A 14810-nucleotide genomic window follows, 5' to 3' on the forward strand; every position below is an offset into this window, starting at 1 on the left:
GGGGGCGGGGCCGCGGTGTGTCGGGTGGCCTTCGACTGGATTCGAACGTGTGTTCTTTGTACGCTTCGGCGCAGAGTTTTCCACAGGCTGAGCCCGTCCGGGGCCGATTGTCGGTGGGACGCGCTAGCGTCGATGACGATGAAGCGCAACGCACAGAACCCGAGGGTGGAAGCCATGGCAGGAACGGATCGCGAGAAGGCCCTGGAGGCCGCGCTCGCCCAGATCGAACGGCAGTTCGGCAAAGGCTCGGTGATGCGCCTCGGCGAGAAGGCGAACGAGCCGATCGAGGTGATCTCCACCGGGTCCACCGCCCTCGACGTGGCGCTGGGCGTGGGCGGCATCCCGCGCGGCCGAGTGATCGAGATCTACGGCCCCGAGTCCTCCGGCAAGACCACCCTGACCCTGCACCTCGCCGCCAACGCCCAGAAGGCCGGCGGCACCGTCGCCTTCGTCGACGCCGAGCACGCGCTCGACCCCGAGTACGCCAAGAAGCTCGGCGTGGACACCGACGCCCTGCTGGTCAGCCAGCCGGACACCGGTGAGCAGGCGCTGGAGATCACCGACATGCTGATCCGCTCCGGCGCGATCGACCTGGTGATCATCGACTCGGTGGCCGCGCTGGTGCCGCGCGCCGAGATCGAGGGCGAGATGGGCGACTCGCACGTCGGTCTGCAGGCCCGCCTGATGAGCCAGGCGCTGCGCAAGATCGCCGGTGCGCTGAACCAGTCGAACACCACCGCGATCTTCATCAACCAGCTGCGCGAGAAGATCGGTGTGATGTTCGGCTCCCCCGAGACCACCACCGGTGGTCGGGCGCTGAAGTTCTACGCCTCGGTCCGCCTCGACATCCGGCGCATCGAGACCCTGAAGGACGGCACCGAGGCGGTCGGCAACCGCACCCGCGTCAAGGTGGTCAAGAACAAGGTCGCCGCGCCGTTCAAGCAGGCCGAGTTCGACATCCTCTACGGCGTGGGCATCAGCCGCGAGGGCGGCCTGATCGACATGGGCGTGGAGCACGGCTTCATCCGCAAGTCCGGCGCCTGGTACACCTACGAGGGCGACCAGCTCGGCCAGGGCAAGGAGAACGCCCGCAACTTCCTGCGCGACAACCCGCAGCTGGCCGACGAGATCGAGGCCAAGATCAAGGGCAAGCTGGGCATCGGCCCGAAGCCGGCCGAGGCCGAGGGCGACGCCCCCGCGGTGGAGATCCCGGCCGCGGCCGCCCCCGCCAAGGCCGCCGCCAAGAAGACGGCGGCCGCCGCCAAGGGCTGATCCGTTGACTCATCGGCACCACATCGACCACCCGGCACCGGGTCCGTCCGAGGACGGGCCCGGTGCGGGCGTATCGGGAGAAGAACAGCACGACGCCTTCGGCCCGCCGGACTGGTTCGCGGCCGTCGCGGAGGAGGACGACGCACCGGGCCCGCCGGACTGGTTCGCGGCGGTGGCCGAGGAGCCGCCCGCGGAGCTCCCGGTGGAGGAGCTGCCCGGATTGATGCGGGCGTCCGAACTGGCCGGGGGGCGGCGCCGGCGGCGCAGCGCGCTCGGTGAACTTCCGGTCGCGGCACCGGCTGAGGAGAAGCCCCGGCCGAAGCGGCGGGCGAAGGCCGAGCGGCCGGAGGGCGAGCCGGAGCGGGCGGCCGAGCCCGGGGCGCGGGGCAAGCGGCGCGGGCCGGGGGCCGCCGCCGAGCAGGGGGACCCGGCGGACCGGGCCCGGGACATCTGCCTGCGGCTGCTCACCGGCGCTGCCAAGTCCCGCAAGCAGCTGGCCGATGCGCTGCGCCGCAAGGAGATTCCGGACGAGGTCGCCGAGCAGGTGCTGTCCCGGCTGGAGGAGGTCGGGCTGATCGACGACGCCGCCTTCGCCGAGGCGTGGGTGGAGTCCCGGCACGCGGTGCGCGGACTGTCCCGGCGGGCGCTGGCCCAGGAGCTGCGCACCAAGGGCGTCACCGGGGAGACCGCGGAACGCGCCCTGCTCCAGGTCGACGCCGACGACGAGACGGACGCCGCCCGGGCCCTGGTGGAACGGAAGTTGCGCTCCACCGCCGGGCTGGACCGGGACGTACGGATGCGCCGACTGGTCGGAGTGCTGGCCCGGCGCGGCTACTCGGAGGGCCTGGCGTTCCGGGTGGTCCGGGAGGCGCTGGACGCGGAACCGCAGGAGGAGGGCGACGACTGGTAGGTGAACTGACGGCGGGCGATGACTGCCGATCGGATCACCGGAGCCAATTCTCGATCGCATCTTGACCGTTTCGTAACCTCCGCCTAGCCTCGCACTCAGTGGCTGGACGATCGCGGAGGTCACCTCGGCGGCAGCGTGCGCAGGACGGGGAGTGCCCGGATGGGGATCGCTCAGAACACCGGAACGGGTTCCTCCCTGCTGCTGGCCGCCGGCATCCTGATCGCCGCCCTCGGCCTGGTGCTGGTCGCCGCGCTCCGGATGCTCCGTCAACGCCGCGCCGAACTCGACCGCCGCGAAGAGCGGTTGACCGCCGAACTCCAGCGCCTGCACCTGCACGAGGACGAACTCGCCGCCCGCGCCGCCGAATCCGAGCGGATCCGCGGCGAACTCGCCGAACAGAGCGCCGAGAGCCGGCTGCTGCTGGAACGCACCGCCGGGCTGACGTCCGCCCAGGCCCGGGACGAAGTGGTCCGTGCCGCGGAGGCCGAGGCCCGCCGCGAAGCCGCGCTGACCGTCCGGGAGATCGAACGGCGCGCGGTCGTCGAAGGCGAGGGCCGGGCCCGCGAGATCATCGCCTCGTCCGTCCAGCGACTGGCCGCCGAACACACCGCGGAGACCGTGGTCACCACGCTCCGGCTGCCCAGCGAGGACATGAAGGGCCGGGTGATCGGCCGGGAGGGCCGCAACATCCGCGCCTTCGAAGCCGTCACCGGCGTCAACCTGATCGTCGACGACACCCCCGGGCTGGTCCAACTCTCCTGCTTCGACCCCGTCCGGCGGGAGAGCGCCCGACTCACCCTCGAATCGCTGCTCACCGATGGGCGGATCCACCCCGCCCGGATCGAGGAGGCGCACGAGCGCAGCCGCAGCGAGGTCGAACGGCTCTGCGTCCGGGCCGGGGAGGACGCCCTGCTCACCGTCGGCATCGGCACCGCGGACGGGATGGCGCCCGAACTCGTCCGCACCCTCGGCACGTTGCGCTACCGCACCTCCTACGGGCAGAACGTGCTCGGACACCTGGTGGAGTCCGCGCACCTCGCCGGAATGATGGCCGCGGAACTGGGCGTCGACCCGGAGCCGGTGCGCCGCGCCGCGCTGCTGCACGACATCGGCAAGGCACTCAGCCACGAGGTGGCGGGCAGCCACGCCCTGACCGGCGCGGAGTTCGCCCGCCGGCACGGGGAGTCCGCAGAGGTCGTCCACGCGATAGCCGCCCACCACGGCGAGATCGAGGCGAAGACCGTCGAGGCCGTCCTCACCCAGGCCGCGGACGCCTGCTCGGCCGGCCGGCCCGGCGCACGCAAGGAATCCGTGGAGGCGTACGTCCGCCGGCTCGAACGCCTGGAGGAGATCGCCCGGGCCCACGACGGAGTCACCAAGGTCTACGCCATGCAGGCCGGACGCGAAGTCCGGGTGATGGTGCAGCCGGAGAAGGTCGACGACCTCCGCGCCCAGGAGATCGCCCGGGAGGTGGCCCGGCAGGTCCGCGAGGAACTGACGTACCCGGGGCAGATCCGGATCACCGTGGTGCGGGAGTCGCGCGCGACGGAGTTCGCGCGGTAGAAGGCGAGCGGGCCCGCGCCCCTGGTTGTGCTCTCCCCGCTCTCTTGTCGGCGCCCCTCCGCTCGTGCCTGATTTCAGCCTGCGGCTCCCTGTTCCAGGCCCGGTGCAGCCGACAGCGGGGCCGTCAGGGTGTGGAGGGTTTCCGGGTGGAGGCCCGGGGTGGTGCCGAGGAGGTGGCCGTCGGGGCGGATGAGCAGGACGGTGTGGGGGGTGGCGCCGGGGTAGGTGTCGGTGACCAGGACTTCGGTGGGGACGGGGAGGGCGTCGGCGAGTTCGGTGAGGCGGGGCATCAGGCCGGCGCCGAGCCAGTGTTCGGCGGACCAGACGGTGGTGCCGGGGGCGACCAGGACGAGCAGGAAGGCGGTGCCGAGGCGGGCGCGGAGGGTGTCGGCGGTGCCGTCGGCGGTGACCACCGGCAGGTCGGGGACCTGGACGCCGGGGGTGGTGGGGGTGAGCTGTTCGGTGAGTGAGGTGCCGCGGCCGGCGCCGCGTTGCTCGGGGACCCGGACTGCGACGCCGGCGGGCGTCGCCGGGTAGGCGGGGGCGCCGCCGAAGCGGCCGGTGCCGAGTTGGCCGTCGGCGAGCAGCGGGGCGTGCTTGCGGAAGGAGCCGGAGACGAGCGAGCGCCGGGTCTGGGCCCAGCCGCGCAGGGGGCGGAGCAGCGGCATGGTCTGGTCGACGGCGCGCAGTCGGGCGCCGACCGCGCCGCGGCGTTCGCTCTCGTAGCCGTCGAGCAGGGCGCTCTCGGCGGGGGCGCCGCCGGGCGGCAGGTGCCAGGCGAGGGCGAGCCGCCAGGCGAGGTTGTCGGCGTCGCGCAGGCCATCGGCGAGGTTCTGCATGCCGAGGGCGCCGTGCAGGTGGGCGGCGTCGCCGGCCAGGAAGCAGCGGCCGGTGCGGAAGCGTCCGGCGAGGCGCTGCTGGTAGGTGTGGTCGGCGGCGGCGAGCAGTTGGTGGGGCGGGAGTTCGCCGCACCAGCCGGTGAGCGCGGCGGTGACCCGGGTGAGCAGGGTGTCGCCGGTGACGATGCCGGGCCAGGTGGCGTGCGGGTCGACGGGCTCGGTGGGCTGGGGGCGGCCGGGGGGCAGCCGCCAGTCGAGTCGCCACAGGCCGTCGGGCAGCGGGCGGGCGGAGGCTTCGCGGTCGCCGCGCCACGGGGGTTCGCGGTGCAGCCGGGCCTCGCCGGGGAAGGGCAGGTCGACGCGGACGGTGGCGACGGCGTGCCGGTCGACGGCGGGCCGGCCGGGGAATCTGATCCTGAGGAGTTTGCGGACGGTGGAGCGGGCGCCGTCGCAGCCCACCAGGTGGCTGCCGTGCCAGCGGTTCTCGCCGTCGGGCGAGGTGGTGCGGACGGTCACGCCGTCGAGGTCCTGGGTGAGCTCGACCACCCGGTGCCGCGGAGTGAGGCGGATCAGCGGGGTGGCGGTGGCGGCGTCGCGCAGGCCGCGCTGGAGGCGGTGCTGGGCGAGGTGCAGGACCGGTTCGTCGTCCAGCGGCAGGCGCAGCACCTCGGCGCGGCGGCGCCAGATGGTGAAGGCGTCCCAGCGGGCGGCGTCGGAGCCGACCCGGGTGTAGCCGATGCGGGCGAGGAAGGCGGCGGTGTCGGCGCCGAGGACGACGGTGCGGGGGCTCTCGGGGCAGACGCCGGCGCCCTCGTCGAGGACCACGCTGGGGACTTCGTTGCGGGCCAGGGCGAGGGCGAGGGCGAGGCCGACCGGCCCGGCCCCGACGATGATCACTGGATCCATGTCGGGGCCTTCGAGCCGGGATCGTCGGCCGTTGCGTCAGCTGCCGGGTGGGAGCTCCCAGGTGGTGTCACGAAGAGCAATGCAACAGATCACCTGGGTGTCCGTCAAGCAGCGGTTGTGCTGCGCCGGGTCGTGCCGCGGCGGCCCCGGGACTCGATCCAGCGGGCGAGGCCGTCGAGGGCGAGGCACATCGCGATGTAGATCGGGGCGCCGACCAGGACCACCGGGATGTACGGGTAGCCGTCCGAGTTGGAGGCGATCAGCTTCATCTGCCACAGCAACTCGGGGTAGGTGATGATGTAGCCGAGCGAGGTGTCCTTGAGGGTGACCACCAGCTGGCCGATGATCGCCGGGAGCATCGAGCGGACCGCCTGCGGCACCAGCACGATGCCCATCACCTGGGTCTTGCGCAGGCCCAGGGCGTAGGCGGCCTCGGCCTGGCCGCGCGGGACGGCGTTGATGCCGGAGCGGATGATCTCGGCCTGCACGGCGCCGTTGTAGAGCGTCAGGCCGATCACCAGGGCCCACATCGGCTGGGCGCCGAACGCCGCGCGGTACAGCGCGAAGACCATGATCACCAGCGGCATGGCCCGGAAGAACTGGACCACCACGGTGGAGGTGACCCGCACCGCGAAGTGGTCGGAGAGCCGGCCGACGGCGAGCAGCGAGCCGAGCACCAGCGAGCCGACCGCGGCCAGGCCGAAGGCCTTCAGGGTGTCCAGCGCGCCGTCGACGAAACGCTGTTGGACGCCCGTGTACTCGAACGGCGACCACAGTGCGGCCTCGAACTGGCCGGCGTCGGCGAAGCTGCTGATGACGTACCAGAACAGACCGGCGATGCCGAGCAGGCCGGCGACGCCGAGGATCAGGTTGCGGGTCCGGGCCCGGGGGCCGGGGACGTCGTACAGGACGGAGGCGGTACGCATGCTCATCGGGCGACCGCCACGCGACGCTCCAGGGTGGAGAAGACGGCATTGATGGAGAAGCTGATCGCCAGGTAGGCGAGCGCGATCCAGAAGAAGATGGCGAAGATGTCGTAGGCCTCCTCGCTCAGGACCTTCTGGAAGCTGAACAGCTCGGGCACGTTGAAGGCGCCCGCGATGGCCGAGTTGCGGGGCAGGGCGATGAACACCGAGCCCATCGGGGAGATCACCGAGCGGGCCGCCTGCGGCAGCACCACAAGGCTCAGGGTCTGGCCGAAGCCCATGCCGAGCGAGCGGGCCGCCTCGGCCTGGCCGAGCGGCACGGTGTTGATGCCGGCCCGCAGCACCTCGCAGACGAAGCTGCCGGTGTAGGCGCTGAGCGCGATCACCGCGGCGGTGAAGCTGTCGAGGTGCACGTCGAGCGGCGGCAGCATGAACGTCACTGCGAAGAACAGCAGGAGCAGCGGGGTGTTGCGGAAGACCGTCACCCAGGCGGTGCCGAACCACCGCAGGACGGGGACGGGCGAGACCCGGAAGGCCGCCAGCACGAAGCCCAGCAGCAGCGCGAACAGGGCGCTGAGCGCACTCAGTTCGATCGTCCGCAGGAAACCTTCGACGAATGCCGAGAAGTTGCCGTTCTCGAATATGAGTCCCATGCAGGCGGCCCTCCTTTCTCAGTAGTGGGTCTGGCCGGGCGTCAGCCGGCGATCGGGTCCAGGGCCGGGACGCTCGGCGCGGCGGAGCCAGACAGGCCCAGGGTGGCGTCGTACGCCTTCTTCCAGTCGCCGTTGTCCTCGTGCGCCTTCAGCGCGTCGTTGATCGCCTTCTGCAGCGCCGCGTCGGTCTTGTTCAGGCCGACGCCGTAGCGCTCCTCGGAGAAGGGGTTGCCGACGACCTTGAGCTTGCCCTGGTTCTTCGCGGCGTAGCCCTTGAGGATCGAGTCGTCGGTGGTGACCGCGTCGACCTCCTTGGTCAGCAGCTTCTCCACGCAGAGCGAGTAGTTGTCGAACTGGGTGACCTTGGCGCCGTACTTCTGGATGTTGGCGATCGAGGTCGAGCCGGTGGCGGTGCAGACCGACTTGTCCTTGACGGTCTCGGGACCGGTGATGGCGGTGTTGTCCTTGTTCACCAGCAGCGACTGGCCGGCGATGTAGTACGGGCCGCCGAACGCGACGCCCTTGTCCTTGCGGGCCTGGGTGATCGAGTAGGTGCCGACGTAGTAGTCGACCTGGCCACCGGTGATGGAGGTCTCGCGGTTGGTGGAGGTGACGGTCTGCCACTCGATCTGGTCGGCGGAGAAGCCGAGGTCGGCGGCGATCATCTTGGCGATCTCGATGTCGAAGCCGCTGCGCTTGCCGGTCTGGACGTCCTCGAAGCCGAGGAACGGCTGGTCGGCCTTGGCGCCGATCTTGAGCTTGCCGCGCTTCTTGGCCTCGGTCCACACCGGGGAGGCGTCCAGCTTGGCGTCGGTCTTGACGGTGTAGGTCGGCAGCTGCGGGGCGGACGAGCCGCCGGGGGCGGCGTCGCTCGGGGAGCCGTCCTTGCCGCAGGCGGCGACGGCCGTCAGGGCGAGCACGGACAGGGCTGCGGCAACGGTGCGACGGGCCTTCATCGGTCGTTCTTCTCCTCGATAGGGGCCACGGCACGCTCCGGGCCACTGCGAATTGACGCTACTGACGCTTGATCGACTGGGGGAGTCAGTGCTGCAGGATCTTCGACAGGAAGTCCTTGGCGCGGTCGGTGCGCGGTGCGGTGAAGAAGGCGTCGGGAGTGCTCTCCTCGACGATCCGGCCGTCCGCCATGAACAGCACGCGGTTGGCGGCGGAGCGGGCGAAGCCCATCTCGTGGGTGACCACGACCATGGTCATGCCCCGCGCGGCGAGCGAACGCATCACCTCCAGCACCTCGTTGACCATCTCCGGGTCGAGGGCGGAGGTGGGCTCGTCGAAGAGCATCACCTTCGGGTTCATCGCCAGCGCACGGGCGATCGCCACGCGCTGCTGCTGGCCGCCGGACAGCTGCGACGGGTACTTGTCGGCCTGTGCGCCGACGCCCACCCGCTCCAGCAGCTCACGGGCCGTCCGCTCGGCCTCGGCCTTGGCGACCTTGCCCACCTTCACCTGGGCGAGCACCACGTTCTCCAGCACGGTCTTGTGCGAGAACAGGTTGAAGGACTGGAACACCATGCCCACCTGGGCGCGCAGCCGGGCCAGTTCGCGGCCCTCGGCCGGCAGCGGCCTGCCGTCCACCTCGATGGTCCCGGAGTCGATGGTCTCCAGCCGGTTGATGGTGCGGCACAGCGTCGACTTGCCGGAGCCGGACGGGCCGATCAGCACCACGACCTCACCCTGGGCGATCTCCAGGTCGATGTCCTGCAGCACGTGCAGGGCGCCGTAGTGCTTGTTCACCCCGCGCAGGGCCACCAGCGGCGCGGTGTCGCGCAGCTCGGCACTGTTCTCGGTCATCGCCGTCCGCTCCCTCGTCCTCCGAACCCGGGGCCAACTCACTTGGTCCGCAGAGCCGGTGATGGTCCGTCTCATGCTCGGGGGCCGGAGCCGGCGGAGCCCTCGGCCCCCGAACGGGGCGACTTTAGGCAGGTACACGCCGCCCCGTCAGCCGATCTGAGCTGAACTTGAGCATCACGGTTCGGCTACGCCGGGTAGTCGTGCACGGCGAATACCGGAGCGGTAACGGACCGGTCGATGCGGTTGACCTGGAGCCGTCGGATGGGAGTGGATGCCAGGATGGCCCGGTTCCGCGTCGGACCCGCGCCATGCCGACCACCCGCCGACGGCGACCGCGCCACCGGCCCGAACGCATCCCGACGAACACCACAGGAAGGAGCCCGATGCGCCTGCTCCTGGTCGAGGACGACGACCGCGTCGCCGCCGCCCTGGTCGCGGTGCTGGGCCGGCACGGCTTCCAGGTCCGGCACGCCCGCAGCGGCCACGAAGCCCTGGACGCGCTCGTTCCGGACGGCAGCGAGCCCTACCGGGTGGTGCTGCTCGACCTCGGACTGCCCGACCGCGACGGCTTCGAGGTGTGCAGCCGGATCCGGGCCGGCAGCGGCGTCCCGGTCATCATGGTGACCGCCCGCGCCGACATCCGCTCCCGGATCCACGGCCTCAACCTCGGCGCCGACGACTACGTGGTCAAGCCGTACGACATGGGCGAACTCCTGGCCCGCATCCACGCGGTGGCCCGCCGCGGCACCCCCAGGGCCGGCGAGGACGGCGGCAGCCCCGAGCCGGACGGCCCGCTCGCCTCCCGCGGCGTCGAGATCGACCGCGAACGCCGCCGGGTCAGCGTCAACGGACGCGATGTGCCGCTCACCCGGAAGGAGTTCGACCTGCTGGCGCTGCTCGCCCAGAGCCCCGGCGTGGTCTACCGCCGCGAGCAGATCTTCAGCGAGGTCTGGCGCTCCGGCTGGGAGGGCAACGGCCGCACCCTGGAGGTCCACATCGGCTCGCTGCGCACCAAGCTCGGCCTGCCCGGCCTGGTCGAGGCCGTCCGCGGCGTCGGCTACCGGCTCATCCCCGACAACCCGTCCGCCGACGACGCCGCGGAGCGCTGACCGCCCGTGCGCAACCGCCTGCTCGGCATCCTGATCGCCCTGATGGCATGCGTGCTCGCCGCCCTCGGAGTGCCGCTGGCCTACCTGATCGCCTCGTCCGAGCAGTCCAAGGTGGTCGTCGACCGGATCGACGACGCCGCCCGGTTCGCCCAGGACCTGCCCACCCAGGGCCGTGCCAGCGCCACCGCCGTCAAGGGCGAACCGGAGCCCGGCCCCGGCGACGGCGGCCGACTGCACGCCCTGTCCAGCGAGGCCGCCCGCTACCGCGAGCTGTACGGCGCCCGGATCGGCGTCTTCCAGCGCGACGGCAGCGCCGTCGCCGTCGCCCCCGACGACTGGCGCGCCCCCACCGAGGGCCCCGGCGGCCAGGCCTACCGGGAGGCGCTGGCCGGCCGCCGCAGCCACAACCCGCCCCAGGTGTGGCCGTGGACCTCCGACCGCACCCTCACCGTCGCCCTGCCCGTGGTCCGCGACGGCGACGTGGTCGCCGTGGTGCTCACCGAATCGCCCACCGGGCCGCTGCGCGCCCGGATCCTGCACCGCTGGCTGGTGCTGGCCGGCGGCGAGGCGCTCGCCATGATGGTCGCCATCCTGCTCGCCGTCCGCCTCACCGGCTGGGTGCTGCGCCCGGTCCGCACCCTCGACCGGGCCACCCACGACATCGCCACCGGCCGGCTCAACGCCCGGGTCGCCCCCAGCGGCGGACCGCCCGAACTGCGCCGCCTGGCCCGCTCGTTCAACGACATGGCCGACCACGTGGTGCTCGCCATCGACCAGCAGCGGGCCTTCGTCGCCGACGCCTCGCACCAGCTGCGCAACCCGCTGGCCGCGCTGCTGCTGCGGGTCGAGCTGATCGGGATGGCGCTCCCCGAGGGCAGCGAGGAGGAGATCGCCGCCGTCCGCGAGGAGGGCGCCCGGCTCGCCCGCGTCCTGGACGACCTGCTCGGCCTGGCCACCGCCGAAGGCTCCCGGCCCGAACCCGAACCCGTCGACCTGGCCGCGCTGGTCCGCACCCGGACCGACGCCTGGCAGCCGCTCGCCGACCGGCGCCAGGTCCGGCTCCACTGGCAGGGGCCGCCAATGGCGCACGCCTGGGCCGACCCGATCGGCTTCGGCAGCGCGCTGGACGCCGTCCTCGACAACGCCCTCAAGTTCTCACCGGCCGACAGCACCGTGCGGGTCGGCCTGACCATCACCAAGGACGAGGTCACCGCCATCGTCACCGACGCCGGACCGGGCCTCACCGAGGAGGAGCTCGCCCGGGTCGGCGACCGGTTCTGGCGCTCCTCCCGGCACCAGAACGTCGACGGCTCCGGCCTCGGCCTCTCCATCGCCCGCACCCTGCTGCTGGCCGGCGGCGGCGACCTCCGCTTCGCGCCCGCCGATCCGCACGGGCTGCGGGTGCTGCTCACGGTGCCCCGCCGGAAGCGGAGCTGACGTCAGGGCTTGACCGACTGGTAGTAGCGCTTCGCGCCCTCGTGCAGCGGCAGCGGATCGGTGTACACCGCGGTCCGCAGGTCCACCAGCTGCGCCGCGTGCACCTCGCCGCCGATCCGGTCCCGGCTGTCGATCACCACCCGGGTCAGCGCCTCCACCAGCGCCGGGTCCACGTTCGCCCGGGTCACCAGCAGGTTCGGCACCGCCACCGTCGCCACCGCCGTCCGCTCCGGCTCCACCAGCGGGTACGCGTCCGCCGGGATGGTCGCCGCCCGGTAGGCGTCCATCCCGCCGCCCTCCAACTGGTGCAGCGGGTCCGACAGGTCGCCCATCGGCACGATCCGGATCGGGGTGTGCTCCGACAGGTCGGTCAGCGCCGCCGTCGGCAGGCCGCCGGACCAGAAGAACGCGTCCAACTGCTTGTCGCGCAACCCGTTCGTCGCCTCCAGCACCCCCAGCGGCACCGGACGCACGTCCTTGTCCGGGTCCAGGCCGGCCGCCTCCAGCAGCCGCCGGGACACCAGGTTCACGCCCGACTTCCCCAGCCCCATCCCCACCCGCAGGCCGCGCAGGTCGGACACCTTGTGCACCGGCGAATCCGCGGGCACCACCAGCTGCATGTAGTCGTCGTACAGCCGGGCGATCGCCCGCAGCTCCGACTTCTGCGGATTCTTGAAGCTGGCCACCGAGTCCGCCGTCGCTATCGCGAAGTCGTCCCGGCCCGACAGCACCCGCTCCAGGTTGTCGAACGAACCCTCCGAGTTGTCCAGCCGGACCTTCACCCCGGGCATCGCCGACCGCATCGAGTCCTTCAGCAGCACCCCGTACCGGTCGTACACCCCGCGCGACACCCCCGTCGCGAACGCCGCCTCCCCGCGCAGCCCCGACCCGGCCCGCGCCGAGGACGCCCACCAGCCGCCCGTGCCCCCCGCCACCAGCAGCAGCACCACGGCCACCCGCACCAGCGGACTGCGCACCGCGGAACGCAGCACGGCACCGGCACGGGGCGGATCGGTCGAAGCAGCCATGGCAGGGATACTGCCAGCCCCGACCGCCCGGCGGGAGGCCCCTGCCGCTGCCCGTACCCTTGTGCACTGTGGGTATGGAGGAGAGCTTGCGAACTTACAAGGTCGTCACGTACGGCTGCCAGATGAACGTCCACGACTCCGAGCGCCTGTCCGGGCTGCTGGAGGAGGCCGGCTACACCAAGGCCGCCGCCGAGGCCGATCCCGACCTGGTGGTCTTCAACACCTGCGCGGTCCGCGAGAACGCCGACAACAAGCTGTACGGCAACCTCGGCCGGCTCGCCCCCGCCAAGCAGGCCAACAGCGGCATGCAGATCGCCGTCGGCGGCTGCCTCGCCCAGAAGGACCGCGAGACCATCGTCCGCAAGGCCCCCTGGGTCGACGTCGTCTTCGGCACCCACAACATCGGCCACCTGCCCGCGCTGCTGGAGCGCGCCGCGATCGAGCGGACCGCGCAGGTCGAGATCCTGGACTCGCTGGAGACCTTCCCCTCCACCCTGCCCACCCGGCGCGAGTCCGCCTACGCGGCCTGGGTCGCCATCTCGGTCGGCTGCAACAACACCTGCACCTTCTGCATCGTCCCCGCCCTGCGCGGCAAGGAGGAGGACCGCCGCCCCGGCGACATCCTCGCCGAGGTCGAGGCACTGGTCGCCGAGGGCGTCGTCGAGGTCACCCTGCTCGGCCAGAACGTCAACGCCTACGGCTCCGACCTGGGCGACCGGCAGGCGTTCTCCAAGCTGCTGCGGGCGTGCGGGGAGATCGAGGGGCTGGAGCGGGTCCGCTTCACCTCGCCGCACCCGAAGGACTTCACCGACGACGTGATCGCCGCGATGGCCGAGACGCCGAACGTGATGCACCAGCTGCACATGCCGCTGCAGTCCGGCTCCGACACCGTGCTGCGCGCGATGCGACGCTCCTACCGGCAGGAACGCTTCCTCGGGATCATCGAGAAGGTCCGCGCCGCGATGCCCGACGCCGCCATCTCCACCGACATCATCGTCGGCTTCCCCGGCGAGACCGACGAGGACTTCGAGCAGACCCTGCACGTCGTCCGGGAGGCCCGGTTCGCCAACGCGTTCACCTTCCAGTACTCGAAGCGGCCCGGGACGCCCGCCGCGGAGATGGACAACCAGATCCCCAAGGCCGTGGTGCAGGAGCGCTACGACCGGCTGATCGCCCTCCAGGAGGAGATCTCCTGGGAGGAGAACAAGAAGCAGGTCGGCCGCAGGCTGGAGATCCTCGTCGCCGAGGGCGAAGGCAAGAAGGACGACCGCACCGACCGCCTGTCCGGCCGTGCCCCCGACAACCGGCTCGTCCACTTCAGCCGCCCCGAGACGGGCGTGCGCCCCGGCGACGTGGTGACCGTCGAGATCACCTACGCCGCCCCGCACCACCTCCTCGCGGAGGGCCCCGCGCTCGGCGTCCGCCGCACCCGGGCGGGCGACGCCTGGGAGAAGCGGCAGGCCGCGCCCGCGGCGAAGCCGGCCGGCGTCCTGCTCGGGCTTCCGTCGATCGGCGTCCCGGCACCCCTGCCGAGCGCTGTGGGGTGCGAAACCGGGGGCGCGGGGAACTGCGCGAGCAACTAGTGAACGTCCGCAGGGTCGCGATCAAGTGCAAGTCATTGCCTTGGTCGCGACCTTGCTGTTAGGCCCTTCCGCTCCGCGCAGTTCCCCACGCCCCTGTTTTCGCACCGCGTAGAGTGATCGACATGCTTGTTGCCGCCGCCGTGTGCCCCTGTCCGCCGTTGCTCGTGCCCGAGGTCGCGGTGGGGGCCGCGGGGGAGGCGGAGGCGTTGCGGGGGGCGTGTCTGGACGCGGTGCGGGGGCTCGCGGACGTGGAGCTCGTCGTGGTGGTGGGGACGGGCGATCGCGCCGGGGTGTGGACGGAGGGCGGGGCGGGGTCGTTCCGCCGGTACGGGGTGCAGAAGGCGGTGAAGCTGCCGCTGGGCGGGGTGGACGGCCCGGAGCTGTCGCCGGCGTTGACGGTGGGGGCGTGGCTGCTGGAGGAGGCGGGCGTCCGGGTGCCGACGCACGCCGTCGCGGTGCGGCCGGACACGGCCGCCGAGCGGTTGCTGGGCCTGGGCCGGGGGTTGGCCGAACTCGCCGATCGGGTGGGCCTGCTGGTGATGGGCGACGGCAGTGCCCGGCGTTCGGTGAAGGCCCCCGGGTACCTGGACGGGCGGGCCGAGGGCTACGACCGCGCGGTGGCGGGGGCGCTGGCCGCCGCGGACGCGTCGGCGCTGGCCGCATTGGACGCGGACCTCTCGGCGGAGCTGCTGGTGGAGGGCCGGGCCCCCTGGCAGGTGCTCGCGGGTGCGGCGGAGGGCACGACGCTCGGTGGCGAGCTGCGGTACGAGGACGC

Annotated in this window: 13 protein-coding genes; 7 read left to right on the forward strand and 6 right to left on the reverse strand. The window is 72.3% G+C overall.

From position 1 onward, the window contains the following. Nucleotides 1-174 precede the first annotated feature (174 nt). From recA to rny, 3 genes are all read left to right on the forward strand, one after another. Nucleotides 175-1272: a recombinase RecA gene (recA, locus tag IEZ12_RS21700; RefSeq protein WP_189273798.1), complete on the forward strand. Its 1098-nt coding sequence runs from the start codon at nucleotides 175-177 to the stop codon at nucleotides 1270-1272. A gap of 4 nt (nucleotides 1273-1276) precedes the next feature. Next, nucleotides 1277-2182 carry a regulatory protein RecX gene (locus tag IEZ12_RS21705; RefSeq protein WP_229847753.1) on the forward strand — a complete coding sequence of 302 codons (906 nt, stop codon included), beginning with the start codon at nucleotides 1277-1279 and terminating at the stop codon, nucleotides 2180-2182. A gap of 159 nt (nucleotides 2183-2341) precedes the next feature. Continuing rightward, nucleotides 2342-3745, forward strand: coding sequence for a ribonuclease Y (gene rny / locus IEZ12_RS21710; RefSeq protein ID WP_189273801.1), 1404 nt, complete (start codon nucleotides 2342-2344; stop codon nucleotides 3743-3745). A 74-nt stretch (nucleotides 3746-3819) separates the two neighbouring features. Here rny and IEZ12_RS21715 read toward each other — a convergent pair whose 3' ends face one another. From IEZ12_RS21715 to IEZ12_RS21735, 5 genes are all read right to left on the reverse strand, one after another. After that, nucleotides 3820-5490 (reverse strand): FAD-dependent monooxygenase, encoded by a 1671-nt coding sequence (locus IEZ12_RS21715; RefSeq protein WP_189273803.1) that lies wholly within the window; start codon nucleotides 5488-5490, stop codon nucleotides 3820-3822. A 104-nt stretch (nucleotides 5491-5594) separates the two neighbouring features. Beyond that, nucleotides 5595-6422: an amino acid ABC transporter permease gene (locus IEZ12_RS21720; RefSeq protein ID WP_189273805.1), complete on the reverse strand. Its 828-nt coding sequence runs from the start codon at nucleotides 6420-6422 to the stop codon at nucleotides 5595-5597. Then, a complete protein-coding gene (locus IEZ12_RS21725) occupies nucleotides 6419-7069 on the reverse strand; it encodes an amino acid ABC transporter permease (protein WP_043909777.1) in 651 nt (216 codons plus the stop codon). Before IEZ12_RS21725 ends, IEZ12_RS21720 begins: the two co-directional genes overlap by 4 nt. Before the next feature lie 41 nt (nucleotides 7070-7110). Next, nucleotides 7111-8025 (reverse strand): glutamate ABC transporter substrate-binding protein, encoded by a 915-nt coding sequence (locus IEZ12_RS21730; protein WP_043909779.1) that lies wholly within the window; start codon nucleotides 8023-8025, stop codon nucleotides 7111-7113. 85 nt (nucleotides 8026-8110) lie between these two features. Beyond that, nucleotides 8111-8839: an amino acid ABC transporter ATP-binding protein gene (locus IEZ12_RS21735; RefSeq protein ID WP_200895399.1), complete on the reverse strand. Its 729-nt coding sequence runs from the start codon at nucleotides 8837-8839 to the stop codon at nucleotides 8111-8113. Between the two features lie 422 nt (nucleotides 8840-9261). Here IEZ12_RS21735 and IEZ12_RS21740 point away from each other — a divergent pair, with 422 nt between their 5' ends. Together IEZ12_RS21740 and IEZ12_RS21745 are read left to right on the forward strand one after the other, a co-directional pair. After that, nucleotides 9262-9987: a response regulator transcription factor gene (locus IEZ12_RS21740; protein ID WP_043909782.1), complete on the forward strand. Its 726-nt coding sequence runs from the start codon at nucleotides 9262-9264 to the stop codon at nucleotides 9985-9987. A 6-nt stretch (nucleotides 9988-9993) separates the two neighbouring features. Next, complete coding sequence (locus IEZ12_RS21745) at nucleotides 9994-11424, forward strand: sensor histidine kinase (protein ID WP_189273807.1); 1431 nt, start codon at nucleotides 9994-9996, stop codon at nucleotides 11422-11424. A 2-nt stretch (nucleotides 11425-11426) separates the two neighbouring features. On the opposite strand, the gene IEZ12_RS21750 is transcribed toward IEZ12_RS21745, so the two are convergent. Then, nucleotides 11427-12452: a TAXI family TRAP transporter solute-binding subunit gene (locus IEZ12_RS21750; RefSeq protein WP_189273809.1), complete on the reverse strand. Its 1026-nt coding sequence runs from the start codon at nucleotides 12450-12452 to the stop codon at nucleotides 11427-11429. A 74-nt stretch (nucleotides 12453-12526) separates the two neighbouring features. On the opposite strand from IEZ12_RS21750, the gene miaB reads away from it, so the two are divergent. Both miaB and IEZ12_RS21760 read left to right on the forward strand, forming a co-directional pair. Then, nucleotides 12527-14035: a tRNA (N6-isopentenyl adenosine(37)-C2)-methylthiotransferase MiaB gene (miaB, locus tag IEZ12_RS21755; RefSeq protein ID WP_189273811.1), complete on the forward strand. Its 1509-nt coding sequence runs from the start codon at nucleotides 12527-12529 to the stop codon at nucleotides 14033-14035. Between the two features lie 122 nt (nucleotides 14036-14157). After that, nucleotides 14158-14810: class III extradiol ring-cleavage dioxygenase family protein (locus IEZ12_RS21760; protein ID WP_229847754.1), on the forward strand; the 653-nt coding region annotated here is incomplete at its 3' end.

It is taken from the genome of Kitasatospora griseola (assembly GCF_014648555.1).
Taxonomy (GTDB): domain Bacteria; phylum Actinomycetota; class Actinomycetes; order Streptomycetales; family Streptomycetaceae; genus Kitasatospora; species Kitasatospora griseola.